This window comes from Desulfovibrio sp. TomC, from assembly GCF_000801335.2.
GTDB lineage: Bacteria > Desulfobacterota > Desulfovibrionia > Desulfovibrionales > Desulfovibrionaceae > Solidesulfovibrio.
On record NZ_JSEH01000006.1, the window covers coordinates 157,561 to 172,403 of the forward strand.

The window sequence follows — 14,843 nt, forward strand, 5'->3', positions numbered from 1 at the left end:
ACGCCCGCCCCATGGCCCGGACCGTTCTCCTCGGCGCACTGGCAGCGCTCTTTTTCAGCTCGACCTTCATCCTCAACCGGGCCATGAGCCTGGAAGGCGGCCACTGGCTCTGGGCCGCCAGCCTGCGCTACGCCTTTATGCTGCCGGTTTTGCTCCTGTGGACGTTGGCCGCCGGCGGTCCCAAAGCCGTGGCCGACGCCCTGCGCCTGTTCCTGCGAAACCCCCTGTTCTGGACCCTGGCCGGCTCCATCGGCTTTGGCGTCTTCTACGCCGGCGTCACCCTGGCCGCCGCCTACTCTCCCGGCTGGGTCACCGCCACCACCTGGCAGGCCACCATCCTGGCCACCCCGCTGGTGCTCGCCCTGCTCGGCCGGCGCGTGCCCAAAAAAGGGCTCGCCTTCACCGCCGCCATCTTTGCCGGCATCGTCATGGTCAACTACGAACAGGCCAGCGCCTCTGCCAGCGTCGGCAACCTCTGGGGCGTGGCCGCCGTCCTCGTCGCCGCCCTCGCCTATCCGCTGGGCAACCAGCTCGTCTGGGAAGCCCGCCACGGCGGCAAAGGACGCATCCCGCGCATCGACCAGCCCTGCCTCGATGCCGGACGCACCCCCACCCTGCTCCTGACCATCGGCTCCATCCCCTTCTGGCTCATCCTCATCGCCGTCATCCAGCCGCCGCCACCCAGCCACGGACAAATCACCCAGACCGCCCTGGTGGCCCTTTTCTCCGGCGTCATCGCCACCACACTCTTCCTGCGCGCCCGCAGTCGGGCCAAAAACGCCTACGAACTGGCCGCCACCGACGCCACCCAGGCCCTGGAAGTCGTCTTCTGCCTGCTCGGCGAAACCCTGCTCCTGGCCGCACCCTGGCCCGGTCCCCTGGGACTGGCCGGCATTACCCTTGCCGTCGTCGGCCTTGTCCTCTACGTCTGCCGACAGGTGTAGCAGCAGCTTGCTGCTGCTGGGGCTTTGCCCCAGACCCCACCAGGGCAGCGCCCTGGACCCACCAGGGCGCTGCCCTGGACCCGCCGGGGCGCTGCCCTGGACCCGCCGGGGGGATCATCCCCCCGGACCCCCGGATAGGGTGGGTGGGAAGGCGGGAAGCGGGTTGGAGGCGTGGTCGGGTGCGGGAACGTCCCAAGATGGGGTTGGAATGAGGGGCGATGCTGCCGCCGCTGGCGCGGCTGGCTCATCGCCCCCCATTCCAACCCCAACCGGCCCTCGGCCCCGAAGACGGGGCCGGCAGGTTCGAGGAAGAACGACCGGACAGGGTTGTCAGGTGCATGAAATAGTATTTTATTCCGGTCTGTTGACAGGTATTCTTGTAAATTATTGCCGTGGGGCCACAATGGTTCGGCGTCCTGCCTGACAGGCAAAACGGCTGGCTTTCCCCCTTTAAAAAGTTTTTGGGGAGGGTGGGGGTCTGGGGGAGGGAACCCCTTTTTTCCAAAAAGGGGTTCCCTCCCCCAGGTCTTCCTCTCCTCGCATCGCCCTCAGGAGTGCATATGACCGTACAATGGCCTGCGGAATTCGAGAAACAGACGGCGGTGTGGTTGGCTTGGCCGGGCAATGCCTCGGACTGGCCGGGCCGGTTTGCGCCGATTGCCTGGGTCTATGGCGAGATGGTGCGCAAGCTGACCGGGGCTGGCGAACGGGTGCGGCTGCTGGTGCGCGACGGGAAGCAGGAAGCGGCCGCCAAGCGGGTGCTGGCGTCCGTGGGGGCGGATACGGCGTTGGTGGAGTGGTTCACGGCTCCCATGGACCGGGGCTGGACCCGGGATTTCATGCCGTTTTTCGTGCGCCGGGCCGGGCAGATTGTGGCCGTCGATTTCGGGTTCACGGGCTGGGCCAAGTATCCGGACCATTTGCTCGATGACGCGGTCGGGCCGGCGGTGTGCCGGGAGCTGGGCCTTCCGGTCGTGCCGGCGATGCATGACGGCCGGCGGGTGGTCTTGGAGGGCGGCGGCATGGACGGCAACGGCCGGGGCGACGTGCTGACCACCGAGGAATGCCTGCTTGATCCCCTGGTCCAGGTGCGCAATCCCGGCTTTGGCCGGGCTGAGTACGAAGCGGTGTTCCGGGACTATCTGGGGACGCAGAACGTCATTTGGTTGGGCAAGGGCATTGCCGGCGACGACACTCATGGCCATGTGGACGATCTGTGCCGGTTCGTCGACCCGCAGACGGTGGTGTTGTGCCGGGAAGACGATCCGGCCGACGCCAATTATGCGCTGTTGGCCGAGAACCGGGAACGGTTGGAAGGCGTGCGGTTGGCCGATGGCGGCAGTTTGCAGGTGATCGACCTGCCCATGCCCCGGGCGCTGGTCTTTCGGGGCCAGCGGCTGCCGGCCAGTTACGCCAATTTTCTCATTGCCGACCGGGCGGTGCTGGTCCCGACCTTCAACGACGCCCGGGACCGGCTGGCCCTGGGCATTTTGGCCGAAGCCTTTCCGGGCCGCGAGGTGGTGGGCATTTCAGCCGTGGATCTGGTCTGGGGCCTGGGCACCATCCACTGTCTGAGCCACGAAGAACCGGCCGCCTGACCCGCCAGCGTCTCTTGAAAAACGTCCCGTTACAGGGGGCCGGGGGCCTCTCCCCCGGCCCCATCCCGTTATTTCCTGCACAACTTCCGCTCACCTGCTTGGCAGCGTACCCGGGCAAACCAACCGTCCCCCAAGTGGGTTTCCAAAGGGCACTGCCCTTTGGCCGCCGGAGGCACTCTTTCTCTTCTCCTAGAAAAACAGCCTCCTATCGACCACGTCCAGGCTGTGGGCGAGAAATGGTCCGTTGAGGAGTTGGGGTTTGTTGTAGAGGAAGGGCGACCCGTCCAGGGCGGTCATGGTCCCGCCGGCTCCGAGCACGATGGCGTGGCCGGCGGCGGTGTCCCATTCCGAAGTGGGTCCCAGGCGCGGATAGAGGTGGCAGGCCCCTTCGGCCAGGGCGCAGAATTTCAGCGCGCTGCCCCGGCTGATGCAGCGCAGGCCGGGGAAGCGTTCCAGGTAGGCGGCCAGTCCAGGCGAGGGATGGGAGCGGCTGGCCACGGCGATAAGCGGCTCGTCCGGGGCCGGACGGCGCACCCGGATGGCCTCGGACGGGCCGTCGGCCACGCGACGGGTGCTCGGGATGTCCGGGCCGCCGGCGTAGAGCGTGTCGGCCACCGGGGCGTGGATGACGCCGAAGACCGGCCGGCCGTGTTCGACCAGGGCGATATTGACGCAGAATTCACCGTTTTTGTGGAGAAATTCCTTGGTTCCGTCCAGGGGATCGACCACGAAGCACCGGGAATACCGCTGACGGACGGCGTAGGGGGCATTGGCGGTTTCCTCGCCCACCACCGGGATGTCGGGGAAGAGCTGGGCCAGCCCGGCCAGGATGATCTCGTTTGACCGGGTGTCGGCGGTGGTCAGCGGGGTCTGGTCATCTTTCATTTCCACGGCAACGCTGCCGTGGTAGAGTTCCAGGACCGCGTGTCCGGCCAGACGGGCCAGCCCCATGAGAGCGGTGCGGTCAAGTTCGCGCATGTGTTTCTTCCTTTACGGGCAAGTATCGGTGGGGCTTCGGATTTTGTCAAAATGCCGGCGGTTGCTTTTCCCCTGGCGCGCAGCTATGAAATGGGCACTTTTCCACGTCCAATCGGAGGAATACTTGTGAGCGAGTCCGTGCGGGTACTGCTGGTGGATGACGAAGAAAGCTATGTGGAAACGCTGCGCAAGCGTCTGATGCGTCGGGGGCTGGAGGTCGGCATGGCCCATAGTGGCGAACAGGCCTTGGAATCGTTGGCAGCCAACCCTGTGGACGTGGTGCTGCTGGACGTCAAAATGCCCGGCATGGACGGCATGGAGACGCTTTCGCGCATCAAACAGGCCCATCCCCGGACCGAGGTCATCATGCTCACCGGCCATGCCAACGTGGATGTGGCCATTCGCGGCATGGAGCAGGGGGCCTTTGACTATCTCATGAAGCCGGCGGAAATGGACGACCTGTACTACAAAATCCAGGACGCCCATAAAAAGATCCTGTTGGCCGGGAAAAGTTAGCGCGGCCCAGGGGAGGGCGGAGATGGAGGACACGGTCCGCAAATCACGTTCGGTGCTCATTGTCGAGGACGATACCCTTTCGGCCCGGGTGGCGGAGAAGATACTCGGACGTCTGGGCTATACCGTGCTCGATGTCATCGAGACCGGCGAGGCAGCCGTGGATGCGGCCAGGAGCCTCGGTCCCGACGTGGTGCTCATGGACATCAATCTGGCCGGTCCCATGGACGGCGTGACCGCAGCCAAGGGCATTATCGACAGTCTGGGCGTGCCGGTCATTTTTTTAACCGCCACCGTGGACCATGACATCATGGACCGGGTGGCCGGCACCGGCGCGGCCGGCTACATCCAAAAGCCCGTCAAACTGCTTGATCTCAAAGCCAATCTGGAAATGGCCATCACCCGCCGCAGTCGGCAGCAGCCCTGCGCCACGGACGCGGCCGTGAACTTGTACAAAGCCATTTTGGCCGCTGTGCTGACCGCCTGCGACCGGCCCTTGGCAGTGGCCGATCCCCACGGCCGCATTCTTTTGGCCCATCCCGACGAGCATCTGGCCGGCATGCCCTTTGCCGAGGCCTTTCCGGCCGAGCCGCCCCTGCCCGGGCCGGCCGATGTCCCGCTGGCCACTGGCGGCGCGTCGCTGGGCTGGCTGCGCCTGCTTTCCTGAGCCTTCCCGACGTCTTCCCACACCCCCTGGCCACCAGCCGGGCAACGCCCGCAGTCACAGCAAACTCCCCCAGGAGGGGATTCCAAAGGGACTCAGTCCCTTTGGCCGCCGGAGGCTCCCCCCCTCAAAACGCCTCGGCCACGGCCATGCCGGTTGCCGGGGGCGGCTGGCGCACGGGCCGGTCGGCCAGCCGGGCGGTGTGGGCGGCGTGGCGTTCGATATTGGCGGCGTAGTAGACGGCCACCTGCAAGGCGTGGCCGGTCCGGGTCACGGTGACCAGGCCTTTGTCCCTGGCCCAGGCCGAACCGTCCCGGCCCATGGGCGAGGGCGGGCCGAAGCGGTCGCTTAGGTGTTTGGCGAGGGTGGCGCCGTAGCCTTCGGCATTGTCGGAAAAGCGCAGATTGAGGGTTAAAAGGCCGCCGCCGACTTCGGAGAACACGGCAGCGCCGGAAATGGGGGCGGCTCCCTTGCCGGTGTCCTTGCCGGCGGGCTTCTCCTGGGTGCGGGTAAAGGCATAGGTGGCCAGCTGTCCGGGCAGAGCCTGGGCGGCGGCGCAGCAATCCCGGCCGAGATCGCGGATGTAGGCGGCCACGGCTTCCTTGTCGCCGGCCGGAGCGGTCAGGGGATAGGCGAAGTTGCAGGACTGGCCCTGGCCGCGGGTCACGCGAAAGCGTTTGTTGGCCAGCTTGTCGGCCAGGGACTGGGGTGTTTCCCGGTCGCTCAGATCGTAGAAGGAAAAACCCGTTTGGGCGTCGGCGTCGGCGGAAAATCGGGCCTGACGGCTGACCGGCGCGCGCAGGGCGTAGCCGGGTGTGTGGCCGGGCGGCGTCTCCCGGGCCAGGACGGCCCTGGCGGCCTCGGAAAGCCGGGGAGGGCGCTTTTGCAGTTGTTCGTAGCAAAAGGCTCCGGCAGTCAGGACAAAGGCCAGGACGGTAATCCCCGAAGCGAGCAGGTATTTAAGCAATCCCAGCCGGTCCAGGGTCTCAATGACGGACACTCGTTTGCGGCATGCCATGACGGCCTCCCAGGCGACGCACGGAAAAACCGCCGCCAGCATCCTATCGGACGGCGGCGGCCGGGCATTAGGGCGGGCCTGGAAGGGGGTTATTCGCTTTCGATGCAGTCGTGGGGACAAAAGGCCATGGCCCGCTCCACGTCTTCCACAGGCGCTTCCGTGAGCAGAAGCACGGGCTTTTCGCTGACCTCGTCCATGGCAAACAATTCCGGGGCCATGGCGGCGCACGCGCCGCAGCCGTTGCAGCATACCGGATTGACAGAGTAGCCGGTCAGGATCGTCTCCATGCGCCTTCCTCGGTTTTGGTGGCGGGTAGAACCTTTTCCATCTATGCTTCCCAATCATGTTGTCAACAAATCGACCGGACGAAAGACGCCATGCATTGCAATAAATGCGGCAGCGACAATCCCGACGACCGACGGGTCTGCGCCCTGTGCGGCCACAAGCTCCAGTCCGGCCGGGGCGGGGGCGAGGATGGCGACGGCGACGGCGTCGAGGCCCCGATCTCCGGGACCGGCTCGCCGGGGCAGTTGCCCCGGCCGACCGATCAGGCTGACGGGAGCCGGCCGGGTACGCCGGACTCCCGCACGGGCCATCCGGAAGTCGCCTCCGGGTCCGAAACCCAGCGGCAAAACTCCCGGCTCCTGGATTTCCAGGGCTGGACCAGTCCGTTGCGCGGCCTTGGCCCGTACGTCGAGGCCTGTCTGTATGCCGGCGTTCTGGCCGTGGCCGTGACCGCCTGCCTGCTGACCGGGGTCCTGTGGCCGCTCTATCCGCTGCTGGCCCTTCTGGCCGCGGCGGCCTGGCTGCGCCGGTTATAGCCCGCCGTTCGCCGGCACCCTGACGCCCCGGAGAAGGGTCTTGCCATATTTTCTACGAATGATGTAGTGTTTGCTTGACCTCACAGCCCCCCTTGGAGAGCGCCATGGATCTGATTCGCGCCGGCATCCTGCTTGTGGCAGTCCTTTTCCTCTTCCCGGCCGCCCCGGTCCGGGCCGGGGCGACTCCAGGCATCTTCACGGCCGCGCCAGCAGCCTCCGAGACCCAGTCCAAGGCCGTCCCGGCCCCGGGAAAAACCCTGCCGGCGCTGCGAAGCCGCACCGTGCTTGTCGATCAGGCCGCTCTGTTCCCGGCGGCAGCCGACGGCCGCAAGGCCGCCGTGCCCGATGCCGCGCTGACGCTCAATCTGTTTGACGACGTGACCATCGCCATGACGCCCCGGGAGTCCGAGCGGGCAGGCACGGCCGGGACCACGGTGCTCGTTGGCGACAACGACGCAGCCAGCGGCGGCCAGACGCGCTTTGCCAATACGGCCGGCACGCTGTACGGCATCGTGCGCACCAGCGGGAATCTGCTCTACGAAATCACGCCGACCGGGAGCGGGGAGGGAACCTACGTCATCCGGGAGATCGACCAGGGAAGCTATCCTGACGAAGAGGAAAAGCTGCCGCCCGATGCCGGCCCGGCCGCGTCCGATGCCGCAGGCGCTTCGGGCGGCGCTGCGGTTGCCGGCGACGACGGCTCGATCATCGACGTCATGGTGCTCTACACGCCCTCGGCCCGGGCCGCGGCCGGCGGCGAGGCGGCCATGCAGGCGCGCATTGCCCTGGCCTTCAGTGAAACCAACCAGGGGTATGCCCAAAGCGGCGTCATCCAACGCTTCCGGCTGGTCCATGCCCAGGAAGTGGCCTACGTGGAGGATACCGGGAGTTCCGGCTTCGACATCGCCCTGGGCAACCTCCAGAATCCATCCGACGGCGTCATCGACAACATCCACGCCCTGCGCAACCAGTATGGAGCCGACATCGTGTCGCTGCTCATCAACAACGGATGGTACTGCGGCCTGGGCTATCTCATGACCTCGACGAGTTCGAACTTTGCAGCCAACGCCTTCAACGTCGTGGATTATTCCTGCGCCACCGGCTATTATTCCTTTGCCCACGAATGCGGCCACAACCAGGGAGCGCACCACGACCGGGCCAATGCCGGCGGCTCGATCCTGTACAGCTACGCCTACGGTTTCCAGCAGACCGCCGCCTCGCCGGCTTTTCGCACCATCATGGCCTATAACTGCAGTCCGTCCTGCACCCGGGTCAATTACTGGTCCAACCCGGAAGTCAGCTACAAGGGCTACCCCACCGGCGTGCTGTATACTGCGGGCAATGCGGCGGATAATCGCCGGACACTCAACAATACCCGCACCATCGCGGCCAACTGGCGGCAGGCGATCAGGCAGGCCGTAGGGGTTGTGCCCCCGACCAGCCTGCTGCTTCAGGGCCAGTAGCCGTCCACGGCCCAGGCCGCAAAATACGGGCGCGCAACCGCAACAAGCGGTTGCGCGCCCGTATGGCGTTTGGGGCAGCAGCCAGTCGGCCGGACCCGCCGGCTATTCTCCCAGCGGGGCAATATTCCAGATGTTTGCGGCGTATTCCAGGACCGCCCGGTCGCTGGAAAAATACCCCATGGCGGCGGTGTTGCGGATTGAGGCCGCGGTCCAGGCTTCCGGATCGAGGTAGAGGGCACTCACCGCATCCTGGGCCTCGATGCAGGACCGGTAGTCGGCCGTGACCAGATAATAGTCGCCGTTATGAAGCAGGTTGTCGAGAATCGGCTGGAACAGGTCCGGTTCCTTGGGCGCGAAATACCCTCGGCCGATCATGTCCAGGGCCTCGGCCAGTTCGGCGTCGGCGGCGACCCGGCGGTTGGGGTCATACCCGGCAGCCCGGGTAGCCTCCACTTCCGGGGCGGTCAGGCCGAAAATAAAGATGTTCTCCCGGCCGACCGCCTCCATGATCTCGACATTGGCCCCGTCGAGCGTCCCAATGGTCAGCGCGCCGTTTAAGGCGAACTTCATGTTGCCCGTGCCCGAGGCCTCCATGCCGGCGGTGGAGATCTGCTGGGACAGGTCGGCGGCCGGAATGACCTTTTCGGCCTGGGACACGCAGTAGTTGGGCAAAAAGACCACCCGCAGGCGGCTTCGGATGGCGTCGTCGGCGTTGACCGTCTCGGCCACGGCGGTAATGAGCCGGATGATGCGCTTGGCCATGAAATAGCCGGGCGCGGCCTTGCCGCCGATCAGCACCGTGCGCGGCGGCACGGACAGGTCCGGGTTGCGGCGCAGGCGGTTATAGAGCGTCACGATGTGCAGGACGTTTAAGAACTGGCGCTTGTACTCGTGCATCCGCTTGACCTGGACGTCAAAGAGCGTGTCCGGGTTGATGCCGATGCCGGATTTGCGCAGGACATAGCGGGCCAGGCGTTTTTTGTTCTCGCGCTTGGCCAAGCGCCAGGCGGCGCGGAAATCGGCGTCCTCGGCCAGGGGCAGGAGCCGGGCCAGCTGGTCGAGGTCGGTCACCCAGTCCGGGCCGATGTGTTCGGTGATGAGCTTGGAAAGGGCCGGATTGGCCTGATTGAGCCAGCGCCTGGGCGTTATGCCGTTGGTGACGTTGGTGAATTTGCCGGGATACAAGGCGTCGAAGTCCGGAAAAACCTTTTCGCGCAGGATGTCGGAGTGGAGCTTGGCCACGCCGTTGACCTTGTGGCTGCCGACGATGGCCAGATGGGCCATGCGCACCCGGTGGCTTCCCCGGTCGATGATGGCCATACGGGCCAGCTTGCCGCCGTCGCCCGGATAGGCGGCGGCCACCTCTTCGAGAAAACGGCGGTCGATTTCGGCGATGATCTCCAGATGGCGCGGCAACACCCGGCCCAGCAGGTCGGCCGACCAGGTTTCCAGGGCTTCGGGCAGCACGGTGTGGTTGGTATAGGCAAAGGTGCGGCGGCAGATGTCCCAGGACTCGTCCCAGCCCATGAACTCCTCGTCAACCAGGATGCGCATGAGTTCGGCCACGGCAATGGTGGGGTGGGTGTCGTTGAGCTGGATGGCCACCTGATCGGGAAAATCCGCAAAGGACGGGCCGGATTTCTTGTGGCGGCGGATGATGTCGCGCAGCGTGGCGGCCACCAGGAAATACTGCTGGCGAAGGCGCAATTCCTTGCCCTGGATGGGTTCGTCGTTGGGGTAGAGCACCTTGGAGATGTTTTCCGACAGGATCTTGGACTGCATGGCTCCCAGGAAATCGCCCTGGTTGAAGTCGCGCAAGGAAAAGCCGGTGGACGAGGTGGCCGCCCACAGGCGCATGTTGGTGACGTGGCGGCCGCCGTGGGCCGGAATCAGGATGTCGCAGGGCATGGCCATGACCGTGTCGGCGTCCACCCACCGGTAGCGCAGCGCCCCCTTGGAGTCGGTATAGGCCTCGCTGCGGCCGAAAAAGCGCACCTCATAGAGATGTTCCACCCGGTTGATCACCCAGGGGCTGCCGTGGCGACGCCAGTTGTCGGCTTCCTCCTCCTGCCAGCCGTCCACGATGCGTTGGTGGAACAGGCCGTAGTCATAGAGAATGCCATAGCCGTAGCCCGGGATGCGCAGGGTTGCGACGGAGTCCATGTAGCAGGAGGCCAGCCGCCCCAGGCCGCCGTTGCCAAGGCCGGCGTCGCGTTCCTCCTCGGCCAGATCATCCAGGGAATAGCCGAGTTTGGTCGCCGCCTCGCGACAGCCGTCTTCCATGCCCATGTTGGTGATGTAATTCATGAGAAAGCGGCCGGGCAGGAATTCCATGGACAGGTAATAGACCCGTTTGGACATGGAGTCGTAATACGACTTCTGGGTGGCCAGCCACATCTTGATCAGCCGGTCGCGGATGGCATAGGCCAGCCCGCTGTAATAGCGAAAGGGATCGGGCGGGTAGAGGTCGTTGCCGAGAATGGAGAGAATGTGGCGGCGAATGTCTTCGCCAAGGCTGGCGATATCGTGGAAATCCTCGACGCTTGGCTGGCGCATGCTGGTCCCCCGGTGTGGTGGTGGTCGGGTGAGACTTCTTGCCATGCTCTACGGAAGAGGGGGCGCGCTGTCAAAGCGGCCGGGCGCAACAAAGGCCGGGAACCGATAGCGGCGGTCGGTTCCCGGCCTGTCCCGGACGCCCGCGTGGGACGGGTTGTGTCCGATGCTGGGGAGCGGGGTGCCTAGGCCGCTTCCCGGAGGCGGTAGTTGCGCAGGGCGATGCGCAGCGCCGCCACACACCAATTGTCGCAGCCGAGCTTTTCAATGACGCGGGTCATGAGCGGCTGAAAATCTTCGCTGGACACCGTCTGGGCGTCCATGGTGTTCATGCCCTTGATGGTGGCGATGAGTGCGGCCATGCATTCGCGGCTGTAGCCGCAGCTTTCCACCGTACCGCCGGCGTCGACGATGATGTCGTTCTCAATAAGCAGCTGCATCTTGACGGCGCGTCCGCAGGCGGAACATTCGCTTGTGCCTTCAACAGTGAAGTGTTCCAGGGGCTTAACGGAGAGACGGGTCTTGGTGGTGGTGGTGGTGGTGGCGGTCATGGCGGTCTCCTTTATAAAAAATGTGCAGTTGATTTGCAGTGTATCGCGCGCTCTTGCCTCTCTTTAAGCAATGGCCGTGCCATTTTTTTAACATACTCATTTCATTGACGAATAAAATAAAACATCAGATGAATCACCTGCTCCACTGCGGGGTGTTGCAATTTGGCATCATCTTTTTTTGTCTGATTTGGAGTAAAGCAAACGAAATCGGCAACTTGGCAGAAATGCAACATGTTGCACCTTTGCCACGAGTTGCGCTATTGCAGCAGGGAAATCCCGGTCGCTTGGGAAAATTGTGACAAACCAGTGCGTGAAAGGGGTCAGTTTTGAGAAAAAAGGTACAATCCCCCCTCGACCCCGTGGCCGGACACCTCGACGCCATCCTCGACAGCATCGAGGACGGCGTGTTCATTGCCGACCGCGACGGCTACGCCCTCAAGGCCAATGCCGCCTACGAACAGCTCACCGGCATGAGCAAGTCTGAACTCATCGGTAAGAACGTCGAGGAACTCAAAAAAGAGGGCCTGTTCAACATCGCCCCCATCACCCCGGAAATCGTGGCCACGGGCCGCCCGGCCTCCTCCATCCAGGTCACCCGGGACAACCGGTCCATGACCATCGACGGCAAGCCCATCCGCGACCCGGACGGCAAGGTCAGCCTGGTCGTGCTCTATGCCCGCGACATCACGCTCATGGCCCGGATGCGCGAGCGCATCTCCCGCCAGCAGGAGCTGATCGAGACCTATCAGCACCAGATGGATTTCTTTATCCGCGAGGGCGGCGGCATTACGAGCTTTATTGCCGAGAATTCGGCCATGAAGCGCCTCATGGACCTTTTGCGGCGCATCGCCGCCACCGACGCCGTGGCCCTGGTCCTGGGCGAGACCGGCGTTGGCAAGGAGCTTTTTGCCCGCATGATCCACGAGGCCAGCCCCCGGCGGGAGAAGCCCTTTGTCAAAGTGGACTGCGCCTCGATCCCGGAGAACCTGATCGAGGCCGAACTGTTCGGCTACGCCCCCGGGGCCTTCACCGGCGCCCATCCCAAGGGCCGGGTGGGCTTTTTCGAGATGGCCGACGGCGGCACCATCTTTCTCGACGAAATCGGCGAGATGCCGCTTGGGCTGCAATCCAAGCTCCTGCGCGTGCTCCAGGACCGGGAACTGACCCCGGTCGGGTCCAGCAAGTGCCGAAAGACCAACGTGCGGGTCATTGCCGCCACCAACCGCAATCTCGAAGCCGAAGCCCGGGTGGGCACCTTTCGCAGCGACCTTTTTTTCCGGTTGCGGGTGGCTGTCTTGGAGATTCCGCCGCTGCGCGACCGGCCCGACGACATCCTGCCCCTGGCCCGGATGTTTTTGCAGCGTTTCGGTTCGCGCTACCGCAAGCGCACCACCTTGTCGCTCGAATCCGAACGCATTCTGGCCCACTACAACTGGCCGGGCAACGTGCGCGAACTGGAAAATCTCATCGAGGGCCTGGTCATCACCTGCGACTCCGGCTGCATCGAATCCGACGATCTGCCGACGGCCATGCGGGTGACGGAATGCCTGCTGTCCGCTGCCGAAGCCGCTGCCCAGCAACCGGCTCTGTCCCTGGCCGCAAGCGCCCCGGCGGCCATCGAGCCGGACTGGGAGCGACCCTATAAGGACGTGATTTCGACCTTCGAGCGGGACTATCTCGAAGGAGCCATCAGCCATTTCGGTTCGATCGGCGAGGCGGCCAAGCGCCTGGGCCTGGACCGCACGACCATTTTCCGCAAGCTCAAGCGCGCCGCCGGGGAGTAGGGGCGGCCTGCGGAGGCCCGCCTGTTCCCCGGCGACGCCGGCCGCGCGGCCGGGTCGCAAGGCAGGCGGGCGGACGGCGTCGCTTGAAGCCGCCCAGGCTGCGCCGCCTCGGGCCGGCAGTCCTGCCGGCCCGACCAACGGCAGTGCGCCTGACAGGACTGCCGGCCAAATGTCCTTGCGGCCCGCCTCGTCCGCAATCGACCACTCCTGCCGGCCCGCACCCTCCAAAAAACAAAAAAAGGGCCGGGAACAAGTCCCGGCCCTTTCACTGGCGTTATGACGCCTGGAAAGCTTTTGGCCTACCAGCGACGGTCGCCGCGACCACCGCCGCCGCCACCGGAGCGGGGCTTGTCTTCGGCTTCGTTGACCTTCAGGTTACGACCGCCGAACTCCTGGCCGTCCATGCCGGCAATAGCGGCACGAGCGCCTTCCTCGTCCATCTCGACGAAGCCGAAGCCGCGCAGGCGGCCGGTTTCGCGGTCAGTGATGAGGTTGACGCTGATGACTTCACCGTAGGTGGAAAACTGGGTGCGGATATCGTCTTCGGTGGAATTGAACGAAAGGTTACCGACGTAGAGTTTCTTGGACATGGGGCTCTAGCTCCTGTTTTTGGCACTTATTTTCGTATCAATTGGAGCTGCACATCAGAAAAGCCCAAGATCCAAAAAATCAATGCTCGTTTGAATGACTCGACAGGAGACAGATACGCCCATTTGCCGGGATGTAAAGGGCGGGCCGGCTAAAATATTTTTTCCAGGCCATTATTTCATCTATGGCCTTTACGAACAGCCTTTTTCTTTGGTTTTAGAGAGTCCCTGCCAAATAATAAAGACGAATGAAATCCAGCTGACAGCCGCAACGTGACCCTTTTCAGGGCCGGTCGCCGGGCGGCGGTATTGCCGGGCTGGGCCTGGAGGGGGGGCGGCGGCGGGCCAGGGAGAACCGAAAGCGTCGCGTAGCCGTCGGACAGCCCGTCTGGAGCCGGCCCGGCCCGACCCAGGCCGGCCCGGACTGGCCCGGACTGGACCGGCGATAGCCGGACCGGACAGCCAAACGAACGTCTCCACGCCAAACTGGCCCGGCTCGGCCCGGGCTGGACCGGCGACAGGGCGGCGGGGCGGCAAGCCATCCCCGCCGGCTTGACGGCCACCGGCAAAACCGGGCAATTGGCTGTGAAACGGCCACTTTTTGTGACCCCGGCGTCGCGCCTGTCGCGTTGCCGATCATCTTTCCCTGCCTACGGAGCCTGCCGCCCATGAAAGATATCCCGCGCTTTCTGGCTGGTTTTAAAAATTTCCAGCGCACCTATTTCTGCGACGGCAGCACCTTTTTTACCGATCTCAAACAAGGGCAGACCCCCAAGGTACTGGTCGTCGCCTGCTCGGATTCCCGGGTGGACCCGGCCATCCTGACCGGCTGCGAACCCGGCGACATGTTCGTGGTGCGCAACGTCGCCAACCTCGTGCCGCCGTATGAAACCTCGCCCGGCAACCACGGCGTCAGCGCCGCCGTGGAATATGCCGTCAAGATGCTGGCCGTGGAGCACATCATCGTCCTTGGCCACTCTTGTTGCGGCGGCATCCAGGCGCTGATGCACCCCCAAACCGCCGAACTTGGCGAATTCATCGCCCCCTGGGTCAGCATTGCCGAGCCGGCCCTGCGCGAGGTCAACGCCAAGCTCGTGGGCAAAAACATCGCCCTGCGCCAGCATGCCTGCGAACAGGCCGCCGTGCTCGTTTCCCTGGAAAACCTGCTGACCTTCCCCTGGGTCTTTGACCGGGTCATGCGCGGCGAGGTCCATCTGCACGGCTGGTACTTCGACCTGCAAAAGGGCGAACTGCTCAGTTATCTGCCCGAAACCGGCACCTTTGAGCCGCTGGTGGCCCGTTGTGAAACCGACGACCCGGCCTGAGACGACAACCGAAACGGGGCCGCGCCCAGGCAAGCCCCGCCCCT

14 protein-coding genes are annotated in these 14,843 nt (G+C 64.5%); 8 read left to right on the forward strand and 6 right to left on the reverse strand.

What is annotated here, in order from left to right:
• Positions 1-11 precede the first annotated feature (11 nt).
• Together NY78_RS07620 and NY78_RS07625 are read left to right on the forward strand one after the other, a co-directional pair.
• Positions 12-944 carry a DMT family transporter gene (locus tag NY78_RS07620; protein WP_043633874.1) on the forward strand — a complete coding sequence of 311 codons (933 nt, stop codon included), beginning with the start codon at positions 12-14 and terminating at the stop codon, positions 942-944.
• 560 nt (positions 945-1,504) lie between these two features.
• Entirely contained in the window at positions 1,505-2,542 is a 1,038-nt protein-coding gene (locus NY78_RS07625) for an agmatine deiminase family protein (protein WP_043633877.1), read from the forward strand.
• 189 nt (positions 2,543-2,731) lie between these two features.
• Here NY78_RS07625 and cysQ read toward each other — a convergent pair whose 3' ends face one another.
• Positions 2,732-3,520 (reverse strand): 3'(2'),5'-bisphosphate nucleotidase CysQ, encoded by a 789-nt coding sequence (gene cysQ / locus NY78_RS07630; protein WP_043633880.1) that lies wholly within the window; start codon positions 3,518-3,520, stop codon positions 2,732-2,734.
• 126 nt (positions 3,521-3,646) lie between these two features.
• Between cysQ and NY78_RS07635 the strand changes: the two genes are divergently transcribed.
• Both NY78_RS07635 and NY78_RS07640 read left to right on the forward strand, forming a co-directional pair.
• Complete coding sequence (locus tag NY78_RS07635) at positions 3,647-4,036, forward strand: response regulator (RefSeq protein ID WP_043633882.1); 390 nt, start codon at positions 3,647-3,649, stop codon at positions 4,034-4,036.
• A gap of 22 nt (positions 4,037-4,058) precedes the next feature.
• A complete protein-coding gene (locus tag NY78_RS07640) occupies positions 4,059-4,700 on the forward strand; it encodes a response regulator (protein ID WP_043633885.1) in 642 nt (213 codons plus the stop codon).
• A 124-nt stretch (positions 4,701-4,824) separates the two neighbouring features.
• Here the strand turns inward: NY78_RS07640 and NY78_RS07645 are convergent, their stop codons facing one another.
• Complete coding sequence (locus NY78_RS07645) at positions 4,825-5,715, reverse strand: hypothetical protein (RefSeq protein ID WP_043634084.1); 891 nt, start codon at positions 5,713-5,715, stop codon at positions 4,825-4,827.
• Positions 5,716-5,804: 89 nt separating this feature from the next.
• Complete coding sequence (locus NY78_RS07650) at positions 5,805-6,002, reverse strand: ferredoxin (protein WP_043633888.1); 198 nt, start codon at positions 6,000-6,002, stop codon at positions 5,805-5,807.
• 90 nt (positions 6,003-6,092) lie between these two features.
• On the opposite strand from NY78_RS07650, the gene NY78_RS07655 reads away from it, so the two are divergent.
• Together NY78_RS07655 and NY78_RS07660 are read left to right on the forward strand one after the other, a co-directional pair.
• Positions 6,093-6,536 (forward strand): zinc ribbon domain-containing protein, encoded by a 444-nt coding sequence (locus NY78_RS07655; RefSeq protein WP_043633891.1) that lies wholly within the window; start codon positions 6,093-6,095, stop codon positions 6,534-6,536.
• A 104-nt stretch (positions 6,537-6,640) separates the two neighbouring features.
• On the forward strand, positions 6,641-7,999 hold the full coding sequence (locus tag NY78_RS07660) for a M12 family metallo-peptidase (RefSeq protein ID WP_053062154.1): 1,359 nt from the start codon (positions 6,641-6,643) through the stop codon (positions 7,997-7,999).
• Positions 8,000-8,101: 102 nt separating this feature from the next.
• Here the strand turns inward: NY78_RS07660 and NY78_RS07665 are convergent, their stop codons facing one another.
• Together NY78_RS07665 and NY78_RS07670 are read right to left on the reverse strand one after the other, a co-directional pair.
• A complete protein-coding gene (locus NY78_RS07665; RefSeq protein ID WP_043633894.1) occupies positions 8,102-10,555 on the reverse strand; it encodes a glycogen/starch/alpha-glucan phosphorylase in 2,454 nt (817 codons plus the stop codon).
• A 182-nt stretch (positions 10,556-10,737) separates the two neighbouring features.
• Positions 10,738-11,103 carry an iron-sulfur cluster assembly scaffold protein gene (locus tag NY78_RS07670; RefSeq protein WP_043633897.1) on the reverse strand — a complete coding sequence of 122 codons (366 nt, stop codon included), beginning with the start codon at positions 11,101-11,103 and terminating at the stop codon, positions 10,738-10,740.
• A 326-nt stretch (positions 11,104-11,429) separates the two neighbouring features.
• Between NY78_RS07670 and NY78_RS07675 the strand changes: the two genes are divergently transcribed.
• A complete protein-coding gene (locus NY78_RS07675; protein ID WP_047960078.1) occupies positions 11,430-12,887 on the forward strand; it encodes a sigma-54 interaction domain-containing protein in 1,458 nt (485 codons plus the stop codon).
• 299 nt (positions 12,888-13,186) lie between these two features.
• On the opposite strand, the gene NY78_RS07680 is transcribed toward NY78_RS07675, so the two are convergent.
• Positions 13,187-13,477, reverse strand: coding sequence for an RNA recognition motif domain-containing protein (locus tag NY78_RS07680; RefSeq protein ID WP_043633901.1), 291 nt, complete (start codon positions 13,475-13,477; stop codon positions 13,187-13,189).
• 665 nt (positions 13,478-14,142) lie between these two features.
• On the opposite strand from NY78_RS07680, the gene NY78_RS07685 reads away from it, so the two are divergent.
• Positions 14,143-14,799, forward strand: coding sequence for a carbonic anhydrase (locus tag NY78_RS07685; protein ID WP_043633903.1), 657 nt, complete (start codon positions 14,143-14,145; stop codon positions 14,797-14,799).
• Positions 14,800-14,843: the final 44 nt, after the last annotated feature.